Origin of the sequence: Moorella mulderi DSM 14980 (assembly GCF_001594015.1) — a bacterium.
In the GTDB taxonomy this organism is placed as follows: domain Bacteria; phylum Bacillota; class DSM-521; order Neomoorellales; family Neomoorellaceae; genus Neomoorella; species Neomoorella mulderi.
Genome location: NZ_LTBC01000003.1, coordinates 61832 through 83279, shown reverse-complemented (window position 1 = coordinate 83279; position 21448 = coordinate 61832). Strand labels below are relative to the sequence as shown.

Sequence of the window (21448 nt, the reverse complement as noted above, 5' to 3'; positions counted from 1 at the left end):
GCATTCACTACCAGGTTCAAATCTGTTATAATATTTCTGGTGGATATGTTAACCAGGAGGGGGTCGAGTTGGCGAATTTGCTGGTAGAAGTGGCCGTCAACTCGGCCCCTGGTTGCGCCCGGCTCCCATGCTGGGCGATTGAAACTATCGCTGGAACGTTAACCTACCAGGTACCCCTGGAGCTGGCTTCCCAGGTAAAAGAAGGCTCCCTGGTCCTGGTAACGGTGGGGAAGCAGCTGGCCACGGGACTGGTAGTTGCCCTGCCTGATAAAGCGGACCGGGCCGGGCTGAAGGCCATCAAGGCTGTCCTGGAAAGGGATTTCCTGCCGCCAGGGATGGTAGAACTTAGTCGCTACCTGGCGGAGCGTTACTTCTGTCCCCTGGCGGTAGCCCTAAATACCCTCCTGCCGCCGGCAACAGGCCGGCGCCTGGAACGCCGGTGGTGCTGGCTACCGGGCGGAGGAGGCGAAACGGAAGAGGCTTTAAACCTGGCTAACTGCCTGCCCCCGCCGGCCGGAGCTGTGGCCGCCTACCTGGCCAGCCGCCGGGTGGCCGGGGAAGGCCAGTTACAGCAGTTCGGCCGCCGCCAGGAACTTAGCGGGGCTTTAGCCTCTTTAAAATCCCACGGCCTGGTCCGGGAAGAGTGGTCCTGGCGGGAGGCGCCCCGGGAGAGGCGGCCCCGCTGGGTAGTACCAGGAGAAGGGGTGGCAGCGGCAATAGAAGCCCTGGTAAAAAAAGCCCCGCGCCAGGCGGCCATCCTGAAGGACCTCCTGGACGGCGGCCCCCGGCCGGTGACCAGCTTTGCTGCCGGCGGGGGATATGCCGCCCTGAAGCGCCTGGAAGAACATGGCTTAATTACGATTACCCCGCTACCTCCCGGAGATAATAAGGAAATATGTCCTGAAATCAAACTTAATGCGGCTCAGGAAGAAGCAGTGGGAATTATCAACGCCGCTCTGGGACGGGGAGGGACCTTTTTACTCCACGGTGTTACCGGCAGCGGCAAAACCGAGGTGTACTTGCGCTGCGCCGGCGAGGCCCTGGCAAAGGGCTACCAGGTCCTGTTCCTGGTTCCGGAACATGCCCTGATCCCGCAAATGGTAGCCCGGCTAAGGCAAAGGCTGGGAGACCGGGTGGCCGTTATCCACGGGGATTTGCCTGCCGGCGAAAGGGCGACCGTCTGGGAGCAGGCCCGCCGGGGGGAAATCCAGGTTATCACTGGCAGCCGGTCGGCCCTTTTTGCCCCTTTCCCGCGGCTGGGGCTCATCGTCGTTGATGAAGAACACGCCGGCAGCTACAAGCAGGATACCGCGCCACGCTATGACGCCCGGGAGGTCGCCATCAAGCGGGGGCAGCTGGAAGGAGCGGTGGTGGTTCTGGGAAGCGCCACCCCCAGCACTGAGAGTTTTTACCTGGCCCGGCGAGGGAAAATACAGTTATTACAGCTACCCCGGCGGGCGGGGAATGTAAGCCTGCCCCGGGTGGAGATAGTCGATTTGCGGGCCGAATTTCGGGCCGGTCACCACGGTATTTTAAGCCGGCGGCTGGAGCAGGGGATAACTGCCGCCCTGGCAGCGGGACAGCAGGCCATCCTCTTTTTAAACCGGCGGGGCTATGCCCCCCATGTCCTTTGCCGCCACTGCGGCCACGTTCCTTTATGCCGGCACTGTGCCGTAGCCCTGACCTATCACCAGGATGGCACCCTGCGCTGCCATTACTGCGGCTACGTGCAAAAGGCAGGAGCCAATTGCCCGGTGTGCGGGGGCACCCTGGTACGTCTGGGTTCCGGCACCCAGCGGGTGGAAGAAGAAGTGCGGGCTTTATGGCCTGGGGCCAGAATTTTACGGGCCGATGGGGATACTACAGCCAGGAAGGGCCAGTGGGAAAAGATCTACCGTACCTTTGCTGCCGGACAGGTTGATATCCTTATCGGTACGCAGACCATTACCAAAGGTATGGATTTTCCTGGCGTTACCCTGGTGGGTGTGGTTAACGCCGATTTAACCCTGTACCAGCCGGACTTTCGCGCCCGGGAACGTACCTTCCAGCTGTTAACCCAGGTAGCCGGCCGGGCCGGCCGCCGGACCGGCGAAGGGGAAGTTATTATTCAAACTTATAACCCCGAGGACCCGGCCATTACCCTGGCCGCGACCCAGGATTACCATAAGTTTTACGAGCAGGAGATAGCTATGCGGCGTAATTTGAGCTATCCTCCCTTTATAAAACTGGTGCGGCTGGGTTTTACCGGGCCGGACGAGGCCAGGGTTATTGAAACCGCCCATGAGGTGGCCGGACTAATCAACAGTAAAAGCAGCAAGATCCAGGTCCTGGGCCCGGCGCCAGGGTACCCTTCCCGGGTCAAGGATAATTACCGCTGGCAGTTGATTCTCAAGGTGCCCGGCTGGTCGCGGCATAAGGGCCACCTGGCTGCAAGCCTGGCAGCTTACCGCAACCGCCATGATGTCCGTATGATAGTCGATGTAGGGCCCATTAATCCCTGGTAGAAGGTAGGAGGCAAAGAGGTTGGCAATTCACCAGATTTTAATCCACCCGGACCCCATCTTACGGGAAAAGTCGCAGCCGGTAAAAAAGATTACTCCTAATATCTGGAAACTCCTGGATAACCTGGCCGATACCATGTACGATGCCCCCGGGGTGGGCCTGGCCGCCCCCCAGATCGGGGTCTTAAAGCGGGTCATTGTCGTTGACGTGGGGGAAGGGCTGATAGAACTGGTTAATCCGGAAATAATAGCAGCCAGAGGAAAGGATGTAGGCCCCGAAGGGTGTCTCAGCGTCCCCGGAGCCCAGGGGGAAGTACCCCGGGCCGCAGTCGTAACTGTGCGGGGCCTTGACCGCCACGGCCGGGAAAGGGAAATCAAAGCGGAAGGCCTTTTGGCCCGCGCCCTGCAGCACGAGATTGACCACCTGGACGGGGTCCTCTTTATCGATAAAGTAATCCGCTGGCTGGAAGATAAACCTTAATTCCGGCTTCGGACTTCCTGCCTCTGAATTCCGAAAAGGAGCGGTAGACATGCGCCTGGTATTTATGGGGACGCCGGATTTTGCCGTACCCTCTTTGAAGGCCCTGCTTGCTGCCGGCCATGAAATCGCCGGGGTGGTTACCCAGCCCGACCGGCCCCGGGGACGGGGGAAAAAACTCCATCCGCCCCCCGTTAAGGAGACGGCGCTGGCAGCGGGACTGCCGGTGAGCCAGCCGGCGGCCATGAAAGAGGAGGAATTCTTAACCAGGTTACAGCAATGGCAGCCGGAAGTCATTGTGGTCGTTGCCTTTGGCCGTATCCTCCCGCGGGAGATTTTGGATCTGCCGGAAAAGGGCTGTATCAATCTACACGCTTCCCTCTTACCCCGCTACCGGGGGGCAGCCCCCATCCACCGGGCGGTAATGAATGGTGAAAAAGAAACCGGCGTTACCACCATGTGGATGGTGCTGCAATTAGATGCCGGCGATATCATTCTCCAGGAGAAGCTGCCCATTGGCCCGGAGGCCACAACCGGGGAAATCCACGACCGGCTGGCCGTCCTGGGTGCAGGGCTCCTGGTACATACCCTGGACCTTGTGGCCACCGGCCGGGCTCCCCGCCAGCCCCAGGATGAAACCCTGGCCACCTACGCGCCCCCCCTGCAACCGGATGAAGAGAAAATTAACTGGGAGCGGCCGGCAGGAAAAATCTATAACCTTATCCGCGGCCTGAACCCCTGGCCGGGGGCCTACACCCTGCGGGCTGGCGAACGCCTGAAGGTATATGGCGCCAGAATTTTAGATGAAGCAACTACCGGGGTACCGGGCCAGGTGGTGGCGGTGACGGGTGAAGGCTTTGTCGTCCAGGCCGGAAGAGGCAGGCTGCTCATCACCACCGTCCAGCCCCAGGGGAAAAAGATCATGCCGGCGGACGCCTACCTGCGGGGTTACCCCCTGGCCAGCGGGGAGGTGCTGGGATGCGCATAAAAAAGCGCCTTTTCATTGGCCTCCTGGCCCTAAGCCTTTTGTTTATAACTGCCGTGCTGGCAGGCAGCTGGTATCTCCTGGTTAACCATACCAGTTTTCTCAATCGTCTCCTCCTGGTGCTGGGTTTTTTTACCATGGCCGTCCTCTTCCTCATCATTGCCCTGGGAATCGGCGGGCTGGTATTGATCCTCTGGCAGGAACGCAGCCGGCCCTTCCTCCAGCGCCTGGGCTTAATAGCCGTCAATACCCTTTTTCCTGTGGCCCTGGCCCTGGGCAGGCGCCTGGGAGTTAAGGCAGAAACCATTAAAGCCTCGTTTATTGAGATGAATAACCAGTTAGTCCGCCTCCAGGGCCTGCTGGTAGAACCCGGGAAGATCCTCCTCCTGGCTCCCCACTGCCTGCAGTGGAGCGGCTGTCCCCATAAAATCACTGTTGACGTCTATAACTGTCGCCGCTGTGGCCGCTGCCCCATTGATTCCCTTCATGCCCTGGCCGAAAGATACGGTGTCCGCCTGGCCGTGGCTACCGGAGGTACTCTGGCCCGGCACTTTGTCAAACAGTACCGGCCGCGGGCGGTAGTGGCCATTGCCTGCGAGCGTGATTTAACCAGTGGCATCCAGGACACCCAACCTATGCCTGTCCTGGGGGTTTTAAACTCAAGGCCCCACGGTCCCTGCCTCAATACCCAGGTTAATTTAAACCAGGTAGAGCAAGCCATCCAGTTTTTCCTGTACGGCAAAACAATCAACCAGCCCCATGTACGCAGTGAAGGCTGGGGAGTTGGTAGCAGTGTTTAGAAGTTCCCTATAACGCGCAATGAAAAGGAAGTATGTTTGGGTAAAGCCACCCCCGCCGCCTAGCAAGGCTGAGTGTAAAGTTTGCTAGCCGAGAACCACCGGAGCCTAAAGCCTGTACCCCCAGCCCCAAAGAAGCTGGAGTACAGATCAACCAGCTATCGCCGATTTTTGGTAGAAACTTATTGTCGTAAGGAGGTAACAGAGGGTGAAACTGAGGCCGGCTGCTTCGGCCCGGGAGGCGGCCCTGCAGGTCATTTACCGGGTGACGGAGGAAGGGGCCTTTGCCAGCCTGGCCCTGGATGAAGTCTTGCAGGCCTCCAACCTGGAGGGCCGTGACCGCACCCTGGCCACGGAGCTGGCCTACAGCGCCATCAAGGCCTGGCAAACCCTGGACTGGGCCCTGGGCCTCTTTTTAAAGCACCCCCTGGCGAAACTACCGCCCTGGATGCGTTGCCTTTTGCGCCTGGGTGGGGCGCAGCTCATGTATTTACCCCGGATACCGGCGCGGGCGGCCATCTACGAAACAGTGGAACTGGCCAAAAAATACGGCCACCGGGGCACTGTGGGCCTGGTAAACGGCGTCCTGCGCAACCTGGATCGCCGCAAAGAGAATTTACCCTACCCCGAACCGGGGAAGGATCCTGCCGGTTACCTCTCCCTGCGTTACTACCATCCTCGCTGGCTGGTGGAAAAATGGCTGGCGCAGTTTGGTTATGAAGAGACGGAAGCCCTCTGCCGTGCGGATAATGAACCGGCCCCCATGGCCATCCGCACCAATACCCTGAAGACGACAGTAGCCGGCCTGGCCGCGCGCCTCCAGGACGAGGGAGCTACCGTCAGGCCGGCCCGCTATGCCCCCGAGGGCCTAATAGTTGAAGGCCTGGGGGCGGTAAAGGCCAGCCCTTCCTTCCGGGAAGGGTTGTTCTATGTCCAGGATGAAGGTTCCCAGCTGGTCGGTCATGCCTTAAAACCCGAACCAGGGTCTATTGTTATCGATGCCAGTGCCGCCCCCGGCGGCAAGACCACCCACCTGGCCCAGCTCATGGTCAACCGGGGCACGATTCTGGCCTGCGATGTCCATCCTTCCCGCCTGGAGTTAATTAAAGAAAACTGCCGGCGCCTGGGGGTGACTTGTGTCCGGGCGGTTTTGGCGGATGCCAGGGAACTGGGGCAACGTTACCCGGAGGTCGCCGATTATTTGCTCATTGACGCCCCCTGTTCGGGGCTGGGGGTGCTACGCCGGCGGCCAGATGCCCGCTGGCGCAAAGAGCTGGCCGGGACCTGGGAAATGGCCCGGCTACAGCTGGAGATCCTCCTGGGAGCCAGGCGGGCTTTAAAGCCGGGCGGGGTTTTAGTCTACAGCACCTGCTCCCTGGCCCCGGAAGAAAACCAGGAAGTTATCCGGCAATTCCTGGACCGGGCGCGGGAATTTTCCCTTGTTTCCCTGGAACCATGGCTGCCGGTCCTGCCAGCCGACCTGGAGGTCCCGGCCCGGCAGGGCTGGGTGCAGTATCTACCCCAGCGCCACGGTACCGACGGCTTCTTCATAGCGCGCTTAAAAAGGGAGGAAAATAGAGGATTTTGACCTGCGATGCAGAATTTGGTTTAGGTGGATAGGCGGTAAACAGGGGGGAAATTTATGGACATCATGCCCTGGACGGCCCTGGTCTTCCAGTCTATACCGGAGGAAATAATTTTAGTTACTTTAGGTTTAGCCCTAGTTGGTGAGTACCCCCGGATGAAAGGGATTGTAGTGGTCGGGATAATCGGGGCGGTGTTTTCTTTTTACTTCCGGCGTTTATCCCTGGATTTTGGCGTTCATACTTTAGCTTTAATTATTGCACTAGCTCTTGCAATACGACTGATTTTACGGCTAAATTTTTTTAAAGGGCTTATAGCCTCTTCCCTTGGTATCCTTGCTTTAGGTATTGTTGAGGGTATATCTATTCCTATTGTATCCAATCTTACTGGTATCGGTGTTGCAACAGCCTTACATGATCCATGGTTAAGGGTTCTTTTTCCCTTACCGGATGAAATAGTCCTGGGCCTGGTTGCATACTTCTGCCGGCGCCGGCATTTCTCCTTAATATTTGGGGATGGACTGCTGCTGCGCAGTCATAAGAGAAAGGAAAAAGAGGATGAAAAGTAAAAATTTAACCTGGGTTATTATCACCTTGGTCCTACTACAGACCTTTTTGATTGTGCTTCTAAATTTAAGCTATTATGTCCGGCAAATTTTTCCCATTTTTACCCTGGAGCAGACACCAGCTGCCAATCTGATTCTCTCATTTTTACTTTTGCTGACTTCCATGGGTATGATTTATGTTTTATTTTCAGCAGCCGGCCGGGACATGCAGCTCCTGCGCCAGGAATTGTACATCGACAATTTAAAGGAGAGCCTGAAGAATTTACGCACCCAGCGCCACGACTTCATCAGCCACCTGCAGACGGTCTACGGCCTGCTGCAGCTGAACATGGCCGATGCCGCCCTGGAGTACATAACCTCGGTCTGCAACGAGGTGCGCCAGCCCACCCGCATCATTGAAGTCAACCAGCCGGTCCTGGCGGCCCTCTTCCAGGCCAAGGCCGCGGCGGCGGAAGCCCGGGGGATCAACTTTCAATACGAGATCAACAGCGATTTAAAGGGATTCTTGCTGTCCCAGACGGATGCCACCAGCATCTTTGGTAACCTCCTGGATAACGCCATCGAAGCCACCCTGGCCGCCCTGCCCGGCACGGAAAAGCGCATCTGGCTACGGATCTTTAATGCTGGCAATTACTACTGCTTTGAGGTGGGCAATACTGGCCCGGTCATTCCCCTGGAGCTGCAGAAAAAGATCTTTGAACGTGGTTTTACCACGAAGAAGGTCGATAAGGAGAACCACGGCCAGGGGCTTTACATCGTCCAGAAGCTGGTGGCAGCCCATAACGGCCGGATCGAGGTCCGCAGCAGCGACCAGGGCACGGTTTTTACTGTGAAATTTCCCATTTTATCGATATAATTTGCCAGGGCAGCAGGAATCTGGAGAATCATGTAGAATAATATGGTAGAATTAGCAAACCCTTATGGAGCAGGTAAGCCTTGCTAAGTATCCACCAGTTAGCCCATAGCGGCGCCGCTTACCTGGTAGCCAGGTTGCCTGAGGGTCAAAATAAACCACAGGTAGAAGTAGTGGCCTTTGGCCTGGAGGTGACCCTGGGGGCTAGCCTGCAGTTGATCACCTTTGTGGCCGTTGCCTGGTACCTGGGCTTGCTGCCGGAGATGATGGCGGCCCTCATAACTATGGCCACTTACCGCCTCCTGGCTGGCGGTGTGCACTGCAGCGCCTATTACCGTTGCTTGATTTTATCGTTGTTAACCTTAGTCCTCCTGGCCTGCCTGGGCCGCTGGCTGGCGGGTATCTTGGGAGGGAGTTTAATGGTTGGCGTGGTGCCGGTATTTGCGGCAAGCCTGGTAATTGCCTGGCGCCGGGCGCCGGCAGACACGGCGGCGGCCCCCATTATCAACCCGGTACGCCGGGCCAGGTTAAAGAAAGCCTGTTATTTGTGGTTAGTTCTATGGTTAGCAGTCGTTAGCCTGGGTTATTACCTGGGGTGGCCTGGCAGCACCCTGGCCAGCAGCCTCCTGGCCCTGGTTTTCCAGGGCTTTGCCCTGACACCTCCGGGTTTTGCCGTCGTGGGGCGGGCAGACGGCCTGTTAAAACGCCTCCTGCCCCTCGATAAAAAGCTAGAGGGAAGGAGGTGAAGTTTCATGTTGAAGAAGCTAGCGGCCACTGTAGTTTCCCTGGGCGTGGCTCTGGCCGTCCTGGTGGCCAACGGCAGTGTGCTGCCCACCAGCGCGTGGGTCTGGCACCAGCCGGAAGTCCCGGCCAGTTTAAGGAAGTAGCGTAAGGGGTATTACATAGTTAAGGGGAGGTTTCACTCCCCTTTTTTTCTTTATCTTGACCCCGGCCCGGCGCAATGTGGTATATTATGGTATGGCTTCATTCATAATAATGCCAGGGGATGGTTATGACTACCAGGATTGACCTGCGGGGCCTGCTGCCTGAGGAACTGGCGCAACTGGCGACCGGACTGGGTGAAGCGCCCTACCGCGGCCGGCAGCTCTTTCACTGGCTCCACCGCCGCCGGGCTACCAGCCTGGATGAGATGACCAACTTGCCAGGGGCTTTCCGGGCCCGGCTGGCCGGGCGGGCGTTATTACCGCCGGTAGAGATTAAAAACCGCCGGGTGGCGGCCGACGGCCTGACCCGGAAGTTATTGCTGCGCCTGGCGGACGGCGAATTGATTGAATGTGTCCTTATGACCTATGCAGATGGCCGCCGGCGGCAGACTGCCTGCCTGTCCAGCCAGGTGGGCTGCGCCATGGGCTGCAGCTTTTGTGCCACCGGCCAGGGTGGTTTCCGGCGCAACCTTACGCCGGGGGAAATTGTCCTCCAGGCCCTGGCCCTGGTAGGAGAAGGGCAGCAGCGGGACCCGGAGGGCCGCTTGAGCAATATCGTCTTTATGGGCATGGGCGAGCCCCTGCTTAATTACCAGGCCGTCCTGAAGGCCGTGCGGATATTTGAACACCCGGCAGGGTGGGGCATAAGTCACCGGCGGATCACCATTTCTACCTGTGGCCTGGTACCCCAGATTAGGCAGCTGGCCGGGGAGGAACCGCCCCTGGAACTGGCCGTTTCCCTCCATGCGGCCACCAATGAACTGCGGGAGCGGTTAATGCCCATTAACAGGCGTTATCCCCTGGAAGAGTTGATCCCGGCCTGCCGCCACTATAGCCAGGTGACGGGACGGCGGGTCACCTTTGAATATGCTCTCATTGCCGGGGTCAATGACCGCCGGGAAGACGCCCGCCGTTTGATTGAGTTACTCCAGGGAACGCTGGCCTTTGTCAACCTGATCCCCTTAAATCCGGTTCCCGGCAACCCTTTCCAGGGTGTAAGCGGGGAAAAGGCACGGCTTTTTGCTACCTGGCTGCAACAGGCCGGCCTGGCAGCTGCCGTGAGGGAAAGCCGGGGGCAGGATATCGCCGCCGCCTGCGGCCAGCTCCGCTATAACGCCAGCAGGGAGGTGCTTTAATGGATTGGCTGGAAAAAAACGAGCGTTTCTGGCAACGCCTTTTTGATGGACTTTTCCGCCGCGGGGCCGATGTTTCCCTGCAACCCGTGGAGATTGCCAAAAAACTGGTTAAAACCATGGCGGCCCGGCGGACGGTAAGCGTCAGCCGTGTTTATGTTCCCAATGTTTACCTGGTTAATCTAAATCCAAAGGATTTTGAACGCCTGGCGGCCTTTGAAAATTCCCTGGCCAGGGAACTGGCCGGCTACTTAAAGAAGAAGGCGGCCGAGCAAAATTTTACCATGGTCGGCGAGCCCCGGGTAGAGCTGGAGGTAGAAGATGAACTGGCCCCAGGTGAGGTGCGTATCCACGCCCGGATGGAAGAAGGGCGGCCGGAGGAAGATGGGGAAACCAATCATGTTGAAGGCGATACTTTAATTTACAAAGCGATCGACGAGGAGGTTGACCGGCCAGGCCGGCCCTCCTTTAAATTAACCGTCATTGCCGGGCCGGATGCGGGGCGTACTTTCCTCTTGCGGCCCGGGAAGCAGGTCCTGGGGCGCCATCCAGCCTGCGACTTTATCCTTACCGACGAGCAGGTTTCCCGGCGCCACTGCCAGCTGGAAGAAAGCCATGACCGGGTCTTGGTGACGGACCTGGGCAGCCGCAACGGTACCCTGGTTAACGGGAAGAAGGTGGAACGGGCCTTTTTGAACCCCGGCGACCGTATGCAGGTGGGCCGGACTGTGTTAGAATTACAGGTAAGCTAGGCCGGAACGGGTGGTTACTTTGGCGGAAATTTTACTGGCCGGGTTGAGATTTGTCTTTGTAGTTTTAATGTATCTTTTCCTGTGGCATGCCTTAAGGCTCATGTACCTGGAGCTGGGGCCGGGACATACCCTTAAGCGTTCCCCTGCCGCCGGGGGCCGGCCCGTTTTAACCGTCCTGGAAGCAAAAAACGGGAACATAAAAAGAGGAGAAAGATACTTCCTCGGCGAAAATATTACCATTGGCCGCGATAAACATAACGATATTGTCATCAATGACATTCACGTTTCGGCCCGCCACGCTGTAATTACCCGTAGCGGAGAAGAATGGCAATTGCTTGACCTGGATAGCACCAACGGGACTTACGTTAACGGCCAGTTAATAACCGGTCCGCAGAGTTTACGGCCCGGCGATCAAGTACGGATTGGCGGCGTGACCTTTAAAGTGGGGTGGGAAGATGCGAGCCGACGCCCTTTCCCATACCGGACTGGTGCGGCCCGGTAATGAAGATTATTTTATTAGCGACGTTGAACGGGGGCTTTTTGCCGTAGCCGATGGTATGGGCGGGCACCAGGCCGGGGAAGTTGCCAGCCACCTGGCTCTACGGGCCCTGCAAGACAGGCTTTTTAACGGGACAACGGGGGAACCATTGCCCCGGTTGCTGGCAGCGGCAGCCTTTGCCAACGAAATAGTTTACCGGTCTTCCCTGTCCAGCCGGGAACGGGCGGGGATGGGCACGACCATGACGGCCGTCTGGATAGTGGGGCCAAAGGGTTTCCTGGTCCACATCGGTGACAGCCGTGCTTACCTTTTCCGGGACGGACAGTTACAGGTATTAACTAACGATCATTCTTATGTCGGCGAACTAGTCCGCTGCGGCGGCCTGACGGCGGAAGAGGCCCGCCAGCACCCCCAGCGCAATATCCTTACCCGGGCCCTGGGTACCGGGGCTACGGTGAATATTGACAGCCGGGAAATTGAGCTTAAGCCAGGGGACCGGTTGCTATTATGTACTGACGGCCTCTATGAGGTCATTTCCGATCAGGAGCTGGCGGCTATCATGAACCGCCACCAGGAACTGGCTGGAGCTACCCGGGAATTGCTGCGGTTGGCCCTGGAACGGGGCGGGCCGGATAATGTTACGGTGGTGTTGGCCCTTTATGAGTAGCAGCGGCACCAGCACGAACCGGGGGCAGGAGATGGCCCTGCTCATCTGGCCGTCTTTAATCCTGGCCGCCGGGTACGGTTATATGGTAACCTTTGTCCCCCACCAACCAGGCTGGCAGCCGGCCTATGCCCTGGCCCTGCTGCTGGGGGGCTTCTGGGGGGTGCACTTGATTTTAAGGGTTACCCGCCATGGCGGCGATCAATTTCTCCTTCCCCTGGCGGCCTGCCTGACGGCCCTGGGCCTTATCTTCTTGTTTCGATTGGACCCCGGTCTTGCTTACCGCCAGATTATCTGGACCATACTGGGGCTTTTGGTCCTGATAGTCGTAGCCACTGGTTTCCGGGATTACCAGCGCCTGGAGCAGTACCCCTATTTCTTTTTATCCCTGGGGCTTTTTTTCCTCTTCATTACCGTCCTGGCAGGGACGCGCATCGGTGGGGCCAAGAGCTGGCTGACCCTTGGTTCCTTCCGCATGCAACCGGTAGAAGCTGTCAAGGTCCTCATGGTCATGTACCTGGCCGGCTATTTAAGTGACAAAAGGGAACTGCTGGTCCAGGGAGCCGGGCGGATATCCTGGGGACCCCTCCTGGTGGCTGTAGCCCTGGCCGTTTTATTGCTGGTCCTGCAGCGGGACCTGGGTTCAGCCCTGATTCTCCTCGTTACTTTCCTGGCCATGCTTTACCTGGCCACTGGCAAATTACGCTTTTGTGTGGCGGGAGGAGCCTTGTTTAGCCTGGGGGCGGTAATGGCCTACCTGGCTTTTCCCTATCTCCGGGCGCGCATTGCCGTCTGGATCAACCCCTGGGCTGATTATACCGGGGCAGGTTACCAGGTTGTCCAGTCCCTGATCACCCTCGGCAGCGGCGGTATCTTTGGTACTGGCCTGGGCCTGGGTTATTCCCAGGTGATCCCGGCCGTAGCCACGGACTTTATCTTCGCTACCATGGGCGAGGAAATGGGATTAATGGGCAGCCTGGGGATTATCCTTCTCTACCTGCTGTTCGCCCTGCGGGGTTTCCGGGCCGCCCTCCGGGCCCCCGAGGAGCAGGGCGTGTTGCTGGCTGGCGGGCTGACCGTCCTCTGTACTTTCCAGGCCCTGGTCATTATGGCCGGGGTCAGCAAGCTCCTGCCCCTGACGGGGGTGACCCTGCCCTTTGTCAGTTATGGCGGTAGTTCCCTGGTGATCAGCTACCTGCTGCTGGCTCTACTCCTCAATGTCAGCGCTGCCGGCCGGGAGGCCAAACCATGAAAACCGGGGTGCGCCGCCTTGCCCTGGCGACAGGCGTAATTTTCGTCATTCTTATTGTTCACCTGACCTACATCCAGGCCATAGCCGGCGAGAGGTTATATTTAAACCCGCTAAATCCGCGCTTGAACCTGGTGGAGCAGCAAACCCAGCGCGGGGCGATTTATGATCGCGCCGGCAGGGTCCTGGCCCGGACAGTGGGGAACCCGGGCCAGTTCCAGCGCCAGTACCCCTACGGCCCGGCAACAGCCCTGGTGGTGGGGTATGTTTCCGGGCGCTTTGGCAGCAGTGGCCTGGAAGCCAGCCGGGATGGGGACCTCCTGGGTCTTACCGGTTGGCAGCACCTCCTTAATCAAGGGCGGCGTTTAATGGGCCAGGTGGCCAGGGGTAATGACTTGACCCTGACCCTGGATGCAGAATTACAACGCCTGGCAACCAGCTTGCTGGCCGGCCGGCGGGGAGCGGCTGTGGCCCTGGACCCGCGCACCGGTGCCGTCCTGGCCCTGGCCAGCAGCCCGACCTTTGACCCCAACCGGCTGGAGGAGGAATGGCAGCGGATTAATAGCCCCGGCGCCGGCAGTCCCCTCTTGAACCGGGCCATCCAGGGTCTCTATCCACCAGGTTCGATTATGAAGCTGGTAACGGCCACCGCGGCCCTGGAAGTCGACCCTGGTATTTTGCAGCGTGATTTTTACTGCCCGGGTTACCTGGAGGTCCAGGGTTGGAAGCTTACCTGTCCCCGGCCCCATGGCCACCTGAATTTCCAGCAGGCCATGATGTATTCCTGCAATGTTACCTTTGCCACCCTGGCCCTGGAAGCCGGGGCGGATAAATTTAAAGAAACGGCAGCCCTGTATGGCTTTGATAAACCTTTAAAATTCGACCTGCCAGTCGAGGAATCCCGGGTGCCGGGCCGCCTGAATGCCAGCGCCCTGGCAGAGGGCGCCATTGGCCAGGGGGCCGTCCTGGCAACGCCCCTGCAAATGGCCATGGTCACGGCGGCAATTGCCAATAAGGGTATCTTAATGCAACCTTACCTGGTCGAGAAGGTAACGGCAGCAGGTGGCCGGCTCCTCTGGCAGGCTGTGCCGCGGCCGCTCCAGGTGGTAACCGGGGCTAAAGTAGCGACGGATATTAAAGAAGCCATGGTGGCTACAGTTAACGGTGGGACAGCTACGGCCGCAAGCTTACCGGGGATCCAGGTGGCGGCCAAAACAGGCTCAGCCCAGAACCCCGGGGGGGAAGCCCACGCCTGGCTGGTGGCCTTTGCCCCGGCGGATGAACCCCGGATCGCTGTAGCCGTAGTAGTGGAAAATGCCGGTGCGGGCGGCGTTGTAGCAGCTCCCCTGGCCCGGGAAATTCTGGCGGCAGCCTTGAGGCGGTGATCAAATGGATAAAATGATTGGTAAAATCCTGGAAGGTCGTTATGAGATAATTGATGAACTGGGGGGCGGGGGTATGGCCCGGGTCTACCGGGGCCAGGACCGCCTGCTGCACCGCTATGTGACCATCAAAATTTTGCGGGAACAGTATGCCAGCGATAAGGATTTTTTAACCCGGTTCCAGAGGGAAGCCCAGGCGGTGGCCAGCTTGTCCCATCCCAATGTGGTCAGTATCTATGACGTCGGCCAGGAAGACGGCATCCATTACCTGATTATGGAGTATGTTGAGGGGCGGTCATTAAAGGATCTTATCACCGAACGGGCGCTCCTGCCGCCCCTGGAGGCTATAGATATAGCCCTGCAGATTTGTGACGCCCTGGAGCATGCCCATGAAAATGGTGTTATCCACCGGGATATTAAACCCCATAACATTCTCATTACCCGCAACGGCCGGGTCAAGGTAACTGATTTTGGTATCGCCCAGGCCGTCAACGAAGCGACTATGTCTTACAGCGGCACCATGGTCGGTTCTGTTCATTACCTGGCGCCAGAACAGGCCAGGGGCGAGGTTACCGGCGCGGCGGCCGATATTTATTCCTTTGGTATTGTCCTGTATGAAATGCTGACCGGGGATCTTCCCTTCCACGGTGAGACCCCGGTAGCCGTGGCCATCAAGCATATCCAGGAATCCCCCCGGCCCTTGCGGGAAATAAACCCCGGTGTCCCGCCGGCCCTGGAGCGTATTGTCATGCGTACCCTGGAAAAGGAGCCGGAACGACGCTACCCGTCGGCGGCCGCCTTACGTTCCGACCTGCTGGCCGTAAGAAATGCCTTGACGGAAGATACCTTTGCCACCCAGGTCCTGCCAGCGCTGGAGGCTCCCGACCCGCCGGCCAGTCCCGCCCGGCCGCGCCGGCGGCCGCGAGTGTGGGCCTGGGTTTTAATGGTCCTCCTCTTTTTAGGCCTGGCCGCCGCCGGCCTGTGGGCTGGATTTCGTTATTACCTGCTCGTCGGGGAGACGGTGGTGCCGCCTGTAACTGGCCTTACTGAAGGCCAGGCCATGGACCGGCTGGCGGCAGCCGGTTTGCGGGGCCAGGTTGGCAGCAGGCAGTATAATGCCGGGATACCGGCGGGACAGGTTATGGCCCAGGAGCCCGCAGCCGGGGAACGGGTCCGCCGCGGCCGGGTTGTAACCCTGACCGTCAGCCAGGGTAGCCGGATGGTTACGGTGCCCCCCGTCGTTGGTTTTACGGAACGGGAGGCCCGCCTGCAGCTGGAAAATGCCGGTTTACGGGTCGCCGCCGATACGCTGAAGGTATATCATCCAAATATTCCCGCCGGATCGGTAGTAGAGCAAAATCCTCCCGGTAACAGCAAGCAGCCTGAGGGTACCGAGGTCAGGTTGATTGTCAGCAAAGGCCCGGAGCCCCAGCTGATTCCTGCCCCACCTCTGGTTGGCAAATCCCTGGCTGAGGCCCAGCAGCAACTGGCGGCGGCGAAGTTGCAGCAGGGGACCCTGACTTACCAGCGCAGCGAGGAGCAATTCCCGGGGGTAGTTATTGACCAGGACCCGCGACCGGGGTCCAGTGTCCTGCAGGGCAGTGCCATTAATTTAGTTGTCAGCCAGGGGCCGGGACCGGCTCAGAAACAACTGGGCGTCACTGTTCCCCCGGCGCCAGATGATAAAGAACACGAAGTGCGCATCGTTGTTACCGATGCGAAAGGGACCAGCGAGGTATTGAAAAAGAAGCAGGAACAAGGCCAGCAAATCCAGACCGTGATCACGTATTTTGGTAAGGGTAAGCTCCAGGTCTTCCGCGATGGCAATCTAATATACGTGCGGGATTTACCGTAGGGAGGATGGCATGGAAGGCATCCTTTTACGGCGTTACGGCGGTTTTTACTATGTGGAAAGCGGGGGCCAGGTCTGGACCTGTCGCCTGCGCGGCCGCTTCCGGCGCGAGGCCGACCTCCTGCCGGGCGACCGGGTGGAAATGGTGCCCCTGGGTCCCGGGGAAGGGGTGATTGAAGCTTTAAAACCCCGGCGTACCCTCCTGGAGCGTCCGGCCGTGGCCAATGTGGAGCAGGCTATTATCGTTTTCTCCTTAAGCACGCCGCCACCAGATCTGGAACTGCTGGATCGCCTGCTTTTTTTGAGTGGCGTTAAGGATATCCAGGCCATTATTGTCTGGAATAAAGTCGATGTCGCCCGGGAGGAGTACCGGGATTTACCCGGTATTTACCGGCAAATCGGCTACTCGAATTTAATCGCCAGTGCCCGCACCGGCCAGGGTGTAGAGAAGCTCAGGGAGGTCCTGGCAGGGCGGCTCAGTACCTTTGCCGGCCCCTCCGGCGTGGGCAAGTCCTCCCTCCTCAATGCCCTCCAGCCGGAACTCAACTTACGGACGGGCGAAGTGAGCGCCAAAGGGGGCCGTGGCCGCCATACCACCCGTCATGCCGAATTAATCCGTCTTCCGGGCGGGGGCTGGGTAGCCGACACTCCTGGCTTCAGCCGCCTGGATTTACCATCCCTGGACAGGTTAGAGGTAGCCGGCTATTTTCGTGAGATGGAACCATTAATAGGCCGTTGCCGTTTTAATTCCTGCCTGCACCGGGGCGAACCCGGCTGTGCCGTAGCAGCAGCCGTAGAGGCCGGGGAAATTGCCAGGCACCGTTATGAGCATTACCTGAATTTTTTAGCTGAGGTTATTGCCAGGGAAAGGAGTTATTAATAATGCCCTTTATTGCTCCCTCACTGCTGGCTGCCGACTTCGGTAACCTCCAGGCTGAAATAGAAGACGTAGCTGCCGGGGGTGCTGACTGGTTGCACCTGGATATCATGGATGGCCATTTTGTCCCCAATATTACCTTCGGGCCGGACCTGGTGGCCGCCTTACGGCCAAAAAGCCGGCTGATTTTTGATGTGCACCTGATGCTTTCCCGGCCGGAAGACTTTATCGCTCCCTTTGCGGCAGCCGGCGCCGACTATATCAGCGTCCATGCCGAAGCCTGTACCCATCTCCACCGGGTGCTGCAGCAAATCCGCGCTGCCGGCTGCCGGCCGGCAGTAGCTTTAAACCCGGCCACACCGCTCTCGGTGCTGGATCATATCTTAGGTGAGGTGGATATGATTTTATTAATGACCGTAAACCCGGGTTTTGGGGGCCAGGAGTTTATCCCGGCCATGTTGCCGAAAATAGCCTCCCTGTCCGCCAGGCTGCGGCAGAATAAACAGAACATCTTGCTGGAGGTAGACGGAGGCATTACCCCGGTCACAGCTCCGGCCGCCTGCCAGGCCGGAGCCACCGTCCTGGTAGCCGGTTCGGCCATCTTTGGCAGCCCGGACCGGGCAGCAGCCATCAGCGCTTTACGCCAGGCCGGGAGGCTGACACCTGCTCCTTGACGCCGGCAGGCTACAGGTCTATAATTACAGTAACGTCCTTCGGGGTTAGGTGCAATTCCTTACCGGCGGTAAAAGCCCGCGAGCCGCAAAGGCAGACCCGGTGCAATTCCGGGGCCGACAGTGACAGTCTGGAAGGGAGAAGGCGTTGTGTATCCCTTGCCCTGTCTAACCCCGGAGTACAACCCCGGGGTTTTTTGATGCTCCTGGGGAGGAGGCACGGGATGAAATGCATCCAGAGGATACCGAATACATGCGCCGGGCCCTTAAACTCGCCCGGCAGGGCCTGGGCCGTACCAGCCCCAACCCGGCCGTGGGCGCCGTTATTGTCCGGGACGGCCGGGTGGTAGGTGAAGGCTACCACCAGCAGGCCGGTACCCCCCATGCCGAGGTCCATGCCCTGCGGGCCGCCGGTGAAGCAGCTAGGGGCGCCACCCTCTATGTTACCCTGGAGCCCTGCTGTCACTATGGCCGCACACCGCCCTGCACGGAAGCCATCATTACCGCCGGTATCCGGCGGGTGGTGGCAGCCATGGCCGACCCCAATCCAAAGGTGGCCGGTGGCGGCTTCCAGGCCCTCCGCCGGGCCGGGATTGAAGTGGAGACGGGCCTCTTAGAAGATGAAGCCCGGCGGCTGAATGAAGCCTTTATCAAGTATATTACCACCGGGCAGCCCTGGGTGACCCTCAAGATGGCCCTGACCCTGGACGGTAAAATCGCCACCCGTACCGGGGCTTCCCGCTGGATTACCGGCCCGGCAGCCAGGCAAAAGGCCCATGAGTTACGGGATACCCATGATGCCATCCTGGTGGGAATCGGCACCGTCCTGGCCGATGACCCCGAGCTCACCACTCGCCTGCCGGAGGGTAAGGGCCGGGATGCCATCAGGATAATCCTGGACAGCCATTTAAGGATACCTTTAACGGCCAGGGTGTTGAACCAGACTTCCCAGGCGCCGACCCTGGTGGCCACCACCGCGGCAGCGCCGGTGGAAGCCCGGCAGCAGCTAGCTGCCAGGGGTATCGAGGTTTTAGTCTTACCGGCAGAAGACGGCCGGGTGGCCTGGCAGTCCCTGCTGGCTGAACTGGCCCGGCGCCAGATTACCAGTATTCTTGTAGAAGGCGGGGCCGGGGTAAATGCTACCGCCCTGGCCGCCGGGGTAGTAGATAAAGTGGTGGCCTTTATTGCTCCCAAGATCTTTGGCGGCATTGCCGCCCCGGGACCGGTAGGGGGCCTGGGGGTAGCCAGCCCGGAAGAAGCCTGGCAGGTGGAAAGAATCCAGGTGGAACCCTGTGGCGTGGATATTATGTTAAGTGGATACTTGGCTAAAGAGGGGAAAGAGCTTGTTCACCGGCTTGATTGAAGAAATAGGCACCATCCAGCGGGTAGAACCCAGGACCCAGGGAGCGCGTTTAACCATTGCCGCCGCGAAAGTCCTGGCCGGGACCAGGTGTGGCGACAGTATTGCCGTTAACGGCGCCTGCCTGACGGTAGTTGAGTTAAAGGCAGGAGCCCTGGTAGCCGAAGTTATGGCTGAAACCTTGAGGGTTACCACCCTGGGCTATTTAAAAGCTGGAGATAAGGTCAACCTGGAACGGGCCCTGCAGCTGGGCGAGCGGCTGGGCGGCCACCTGGTCAGCGGTCACGTGGACGGCGTAGGGGAAATTAAAACGAAGCGGCAGGCAGGCATCGCCTGGGAACTGGTGGTGGCGGTACCTCCCGGCCTGGAACGCTACATTGCTCCCAAAGGATCCCTGGCCCTGGATGGTACCAGCCTGACGGTCATTGCCGTAGATGGGAACATGGTAACAGTCGGCATCATTCCCCATACGGCCCGGCATACCATCCTGGGGACCAAGGGGCCGGGAGACAAGGTGAATATTGAAGTCGACCTGCTGGCCCGTTACCTGGAAAGGCTCCTCACCGGGCCGCAAGAGGAGCCGAACCGGAGGGGTTTGACCGTGGAGTTTCTGGCCGCCAATGGCTTTATTTAATATTTGGAGAAGAAGGTGGTTCGCCATGGGCGAAGGAGAAATTAAATTTAATACCATTGAAGAAGCCCTTGCCGATATACGGGCCGGGCGCATGGTGGTGGTGGTGGATGACGAGGACCGGGAAAACGAAGGCGATTTGATTATCGCTGCGGAGAAGGTTACCCCGGAAGCCATTAATTTCATGGCCACCCATGCCCGGGGCCTGATCTGTGTCCCCGTGGAGGGCAAGCGCTTGGATGAACTGGAGCTGGGCCCCATGGTCACCCAGAATAACGAGTCCATGGGGACGGCCTTTACCGTTTCCGTGGATGCAGCCGAGGTGACTACCGGCATTTCCGCCTTTGAAAGGGCCCTGACGGTGAAGAAGATTATTGACCCCCGTACCCGGCCTGAAGACCTGCGCCGGCCGGGACACATTTTTCCCCTGCGGGCCAGGGAAGACGGGGTGTTGAGGCGGGCCGGCCATACGGAAGCCGCCGTTGATCTCGCCCGCCTGGCCGGCCTCTACCCGGCCGGGGTCATCTGCGAAATCATGAATCCCGACGGCACCATGGCCCGGGTACCCCAGCTCTATGCCTTCTGCCGGGAACACGGTTTAAAGCTCATTACCATCGCCGATTTAATTAAATACCGCCGCCGGACGGAGAAACTGGTCCGCCGGGTGGCTGAGGCCGACCTGCCCACCAGTTACGGCCATTTTAAAGCCATTGCCTATGAAGAAATAATGAACGGCAAGGGGCACCTGGCCCTGGTCAAAGGGGATATTGCCGGCGGCCAGCCGGTCCTGGTCCGGGTCCACTCTGAGTGCCTGACGGGGGATGTTTTTGGATCCTTACGCTGCGACTGTGGCGAGCAGCTCCAGCAGGCCATGGCCATGATTGAAGCGGAAGGCCGCGGCGTCATCCTCTATATGCGCCAGGAAGGGCGGGGGATAGGCCTCCTCAACAAAATCAAGGCCTACAAGCTCCAGGAAGAGGGTAAGGATACGGTGGAAGCCAATGAAGCCCTGGGTTTCCCGGCCGACTTGCGCGATTACGGCATCGGCGCCCAGATCCTGGCCGACCTGGGAATCCGCCAGATCCGCCTCCTCACCAATAATCCCAAAAAGATTGCCGGCCTGGAAGGATATGGCCTTAAGGTTGTCGAAAGGGTTCCCATTGAAATGTGCCCCAACCGGGTTAACAGGCGTTACCTGAAAACGAAGAAGGAAAAAATGGGCCACCTGCTGCAGATTAGCTAAAAGGCTTAGGGGTTATCTTAGCGATGCTTATTTCTTGTGGACCGTGATAGTGATTAGGTTGGCTTTTGTTTGGAGCGAGCGACTTGACCCGAGTGGCGAAGCGGACTTGGTGAAGCTGCAGAGCGAGGGCGGGGCCGAGGACAGGATGTCCGAGGCCGGCCTCTGAGGCAAGGATGCCGAATAGGCCGCCCAGCACTCACAGTAACCAAGTTACAGTAACCAGTTCTTCGGTTTATGCAGTCGTACTACCTTTGGAAGTACCTGAGTTTAGTGAGTGCTGGGCGCCCGAGCCCGAAGCTGAGCCATAGGCCGCTTCGCGAGGACCACGGAGCGAGCCAAACAATGCCAGCCCATGAGAGAGTTATTTTTACGGTATTAGCCTGTTCATTGGCAAGCAGATTAGATATTTCGAGAAGGAGGCCTTTTTC

At 58.8% G+C, this 21448-nt stretch carries 21 protein-coding genes and 1 riboswitch; all 21 genes read left to right on the top strand.

Annotated elements, in window-relative coordinates; translation table 11 throughout:
• Positions 1-68 precede the first annotated feature (68 nt).
• On the top strand, positions 69-2504 hold the full coding sequence (gene priA, locus MOMUL_RS05545; RefSeq protein ID WP_062282629.1) for a replication restart helicase PriA: 2436 nt from the start codon (positions 69-71) through the stop codon (positions 2502-2504).
• A 19-nt stretch (positions 2505-2523) separates the two neighbouring features.
• Complete coding sequence (def, locus tag MOMUL_RS05540) at positions 2524-2982, top strand: peptide deformylase (RefSeq protein ID WP_062282627.1); 459 nt, start codon at positions 2524-2526, stop codon at positions 2980-2982.
• A 49-nt stretch (positions 2983-3031) separates the two neighbouring features.
• Positions 3032-3967 (top strand): methionyl-tRNA formyltransferase, encoded by a 936-nt coding sequence (gene fmt, locus MOMUL_RS05535; RefSeq protein WP_062282624.1) that lies wholly within the window; start codon positions 3032-3034, stop codon positions 3965-3967.
• A complete protein-coding gene (locus tag MOMUL_RS05530; protein WP_062282621.1) occupies positions 3958-4764 on the top strand; it encodes a DUF116 domain-containing protein in 807 nt (268 codons plus the stop codon). Before fmt ends, MOMUL_RS05530 begins: the two co-directional genes overlap by 10 nt.
• 205 nt (positions 4765-4969) lie before the next feature.
• Positions 4970-6349, top strand: a complete 1380-nt coding sequence (gene rsmB / locus MOMUL_RS05525; protein ID WP_153018269.1) for a 16S rRNA (cytosine(967)-C(5))-methyltransferase RsmB — start codon at positions 4970-4972, stop codon at positions 6347-6349.
• A 54-nt stretch (positions 6350-6403) separates the two neighbouring features.
• A complete protein-coding gene (locus MOMUL_RS05520; RefSeq protein WP_062282619.1) occupies positions 6404-6913 on the top strand; it encodes a hypothetical protein in 510 nt (169 codons plus the stop codon).
• Positions 6903-7766, top strand: coding sequence for a sensor histidine kinase (locus MOMUL_RS05515; RefSeq protein WP_062282616.1), 864 nt, complete (start codon positions 6903-6905; stop codon positions 7764-7766). The genes MOMUL_RS05520 and MOMUL_RS05515 overlap by 11 nt, the downstream gene beginning before the upstream one ends.
• A gap of 80 nt (positions 7767-7846) precedes the next feature.
• The gene (locus MOMUL_RS05510; protein ID WP_062282613.1) at positions 7847-8509 is read left to right on the top strand and encodes an accessory gene regulator ArgB-like protein; all 663 of its coding nucleotides are present in this window, start codon (positions 7847-7849) and stop codon (positions 8507-8509) included.
• A 6-nt stretch (positions 8510-8515) separates the two neighbouring features.
• A complete protein-coding gene (locus MOMUL_RS15670) occupies positions 8516-8650 on the top strand; it encodes a cyclic lactone autoinducer peptide (protein ID WP_084785491.1) in 135 nt (44 codons plus the stop codon).
• Positions 8651-8775: 125 nt separating this feature from the next.
• Positions 8776-9843, top strand: a complete 1068-nt coding sequence (gene rlmN / locus MOMUL_RS05505; RefSeq protein ID WP_062282611.1) for a dual-specificity RNA methyltransferase RlmN — start codon at positions 8776-8778, stop codon at positions 9841-9843.
• On the top strand, positions 9843-10592 hold the full coding sequence (locus MOMUL_RS05500; RefSeq protein ID WP_062282608.1) for an FHA domain-containing protein: 750 nt from the start codon (positions 9843-9845) through the stop codon (positions 10590-10592). The genes rlmN and MOMUL_RS05500 overlap by 1 nt, the downstream gene beginning before the upstream one ends.
• A 19-nt stretch (positions 10593-10611) precedes the next feature.
• A complete protein-coding gene (locus MOMUL_RS05495) occupies positions 10612-11094 on the top strand; it encodes an FHA domain-containing protein (protein WP_062282606.1) in 483 nt (160 codons plus the stop codon).
• Positions 11048-11758, top strand: a complete 711-nt coding sequence (locus MOMUL_RS05490) for a Stp1/IreP family PP2C-type Ser/Thr phosphatase (protein WP_064774342.1) — start codon at positions 11048-11050, stop codon at positions 11756-11758. Before MOMUL_RS05495 ends, MOMUL_RS05490 begins: the two co-directional genes overlap by 47 nt.
• Entirely contained in the window at positions 11751-13007 is a 1257-nt protein-coding gene (locus tag MOMUL_RS05485; protein WP_062282601.1) for an FtsW/RodA/SpoVE family cell cycle protein, read from the top strand. The genes MOMUL_RS05490 and MOMUL_RS05485 overlap by 8 nt, the downstream gene beginning before the upstream one ends.
• On the top strand, positions 13004-14389 hold the full coding sequence (locus MOMUL_RS05480; RefSeq protein ID WP_062282600.1) for a peptidoglycan D,D-transpeptidase FtsI family protein: 1386 nt from the start codon (positions 13004-13006) through the stop codon (positions 14387-14389). Before MOMUL_RS05485 ends, MOMUL_RS05480 begins: the two co-directional genes overlap by 4 nt.
• A gap of 4 nt (positions 14390-14393) precedes the next feature.
• Positions 14394-16241, top strand: a complete 1848-nt coding sequence (gene pknB / locus MOMUL_RS05475) for a Stk1 family PASTA domain-containing Ser/Thr kinase (protein WP_062282597.1) — start codon at positions 14394-14396, stop codon at positions 16239-16241.
• A gap of 10 nt (positions 16242-16251) precedes the next feature.
• Entirely contained in the window at positions 16252-17118 is an 867-nt protein-coding gene (rsgA, locus tag MOMUL_RS05470; RefSeq protein WP_062282596.1) for a ribosome small subunit-dependent GTPase A, read from the top strand.
• A 2-nt stretch (positions 17119-17120) separates the two neighbouring features.
• Positions 17121-17789: a ribulose-phosphate 3-epimerase gene (gene rpe, locus MOMUL_RS05465; protein ID WP_062282593.1), complete on the top strand. Its 669-nt coding sequence runs from the start codon at positions 17121-17123 to the stop codon at positions 17787-17789.
• Positions 17790-17819: 30 nt separating this feature from the next.
• Positions 17820-17937: riboswitch (FMN riboswitch) on the top strand.
• A 78-nt stretch (positions 17938-18015) separates the two neighbouring features.
• Positions 18016-19149: a bifunctional diaminohydroxyphosphoribosylaminopyrimidine deaminase/5-amino-6-(5-phosphoribosylamino)uracil reductase RibD gene (ribD, locus tag MOMUL_RS05460; RefSeq protein ID WP_062282588.1), complete on the top strand. Its 1134-nt coding sequence runs from the start codon at positions 18016-18018 to the stop codon at positions 19147-19149.
• Entirely contained in the window at positions 19130-19780 is a 651-nt protein-coding gene (locus tag MOMUL_RS05455) for a riboflavin synthase (RefSeq protein WP_062282585.1), read from the top strand. Before ribD ends, MOMUL_RS05455 begins: the two co-directional genes overlap by 20 nt.
• A 25-nt stretch (positions 19781-19805) precedes the next feature.
• Positions 19806-21020 carry a bifunctional 3,4-dihydroxy-2-butanone-4-phosphate synthase/GTP cyclohydrolase II gene (locus MOMUL_RS05450; RefSeq protein ID WP_062282583.1) on the top strand — a complete coding sequence of 405 codons (1215 nt, stop codon included), beginning with the start codon at positions 19806-19808 and terminating at the stop codon, positions 21018-21020.
• Positions 21021-21448: the final 428 nt, after the last annotated feature.

Coding starts and splice junctions, on each gene's coding strand:
- fmt (WP_062282624.1), top strand. CDS start 3,032: ATGCGCCTGGTATTTATGGGGACGCCGGATTTTGCCGTACCCTCTTTG.
- MOMUL_RS05530 (WP_062282621.1), top strand. CDS start 3,958: ATGCGCATAAAAAAGCGCCTTTTCATTGGCCTCCTGGCCCTAAGCCTT.
- MOMUL_RS05520 (WP_062282619.1), top strand. CDS start 6,404: ATGGACATCATGCCCTGGACGGCCCTGGTCTTCCAGTCTATACCGGAG.
- MOMUL_RS05515 (WP_062282616.1), top strand. CDS start 6,903: ATGAAAAGTAAAAATTTAACCTGGGTTATTATCACCTTGGTCCTACTA.
- MOMUL_RS15670 (WP_084785491.1), top strand. CDS start 8,516: ATGTTGAAGAAGCTAGCGGCCACTGTAGTTTCCCTGGGCGTGGCTCTG.
- rlmN (WP_062282611.1), top strand. CDS start 8,776: ATGACTACCAGGATTGACCTGCGGGGCCTGCTGCCTGAGGAACTGGCG.
- MOMUL_RS05500 (WP_062282608.1), top strand. CDS start 9,843: ATGGATTGGCTGGAAAAAAACGAGCGTTTCTGGCAACGCCTTTTTGAT.
- MOMUL_RS05490 (WP_064774342.1), top strand. CDS start 11,048: ATGCGAGCCGACGCCCTTTCCCATACCGGACTGGTGCGGCCCGGTAAT.
- MOMUL_RS05485 (WP_062282601.1), top strand. CDS start 11,751: ATGAGTAGCAGCGGCACCAGCACGAACCGGGGGCAGGAGATGGCCCTG.
- MOMUL_RS05480 (WP_062282600.1), top strand. CDS start 13,004: ATGAAAACCGGGGTGCGCCGCCTTGCCCTGGCGACAGGCGTAATTTTC.
- pknB (WP_062282597.1), top strand. CDS start 14,394: ATGGATAAAATGATTGGTAAAATCCTGGAAGGTCGTTATGAGATAATT.
- rsgA (WP_062282596.1), top strand. CDS start 16,252: ATGGAAGGCATCCTTTTACGGCGTTACGGCGGTTTTTACTATGTGGAA.
- rpe (WP_062282593.1), top strand. CDS start 17,121: ATGCCCTTTATTGCTCCCTCACTGCTGGCTGCCGACTTCGGTAACCTC.
- ribD (WP_062282588.1), top strand. CDS start 18,016: ATGCATCCAGAGGATACCGAATACATGCGCCGGGCCCTTAAACTCGCC.
- MOMUL_RS05450 (WP_062282583.1), top strand. CDS start 19,806: ATGGGCGAAGGAGAAATTAAATTTAATACCATTGAAGAAGCCCTTGCC.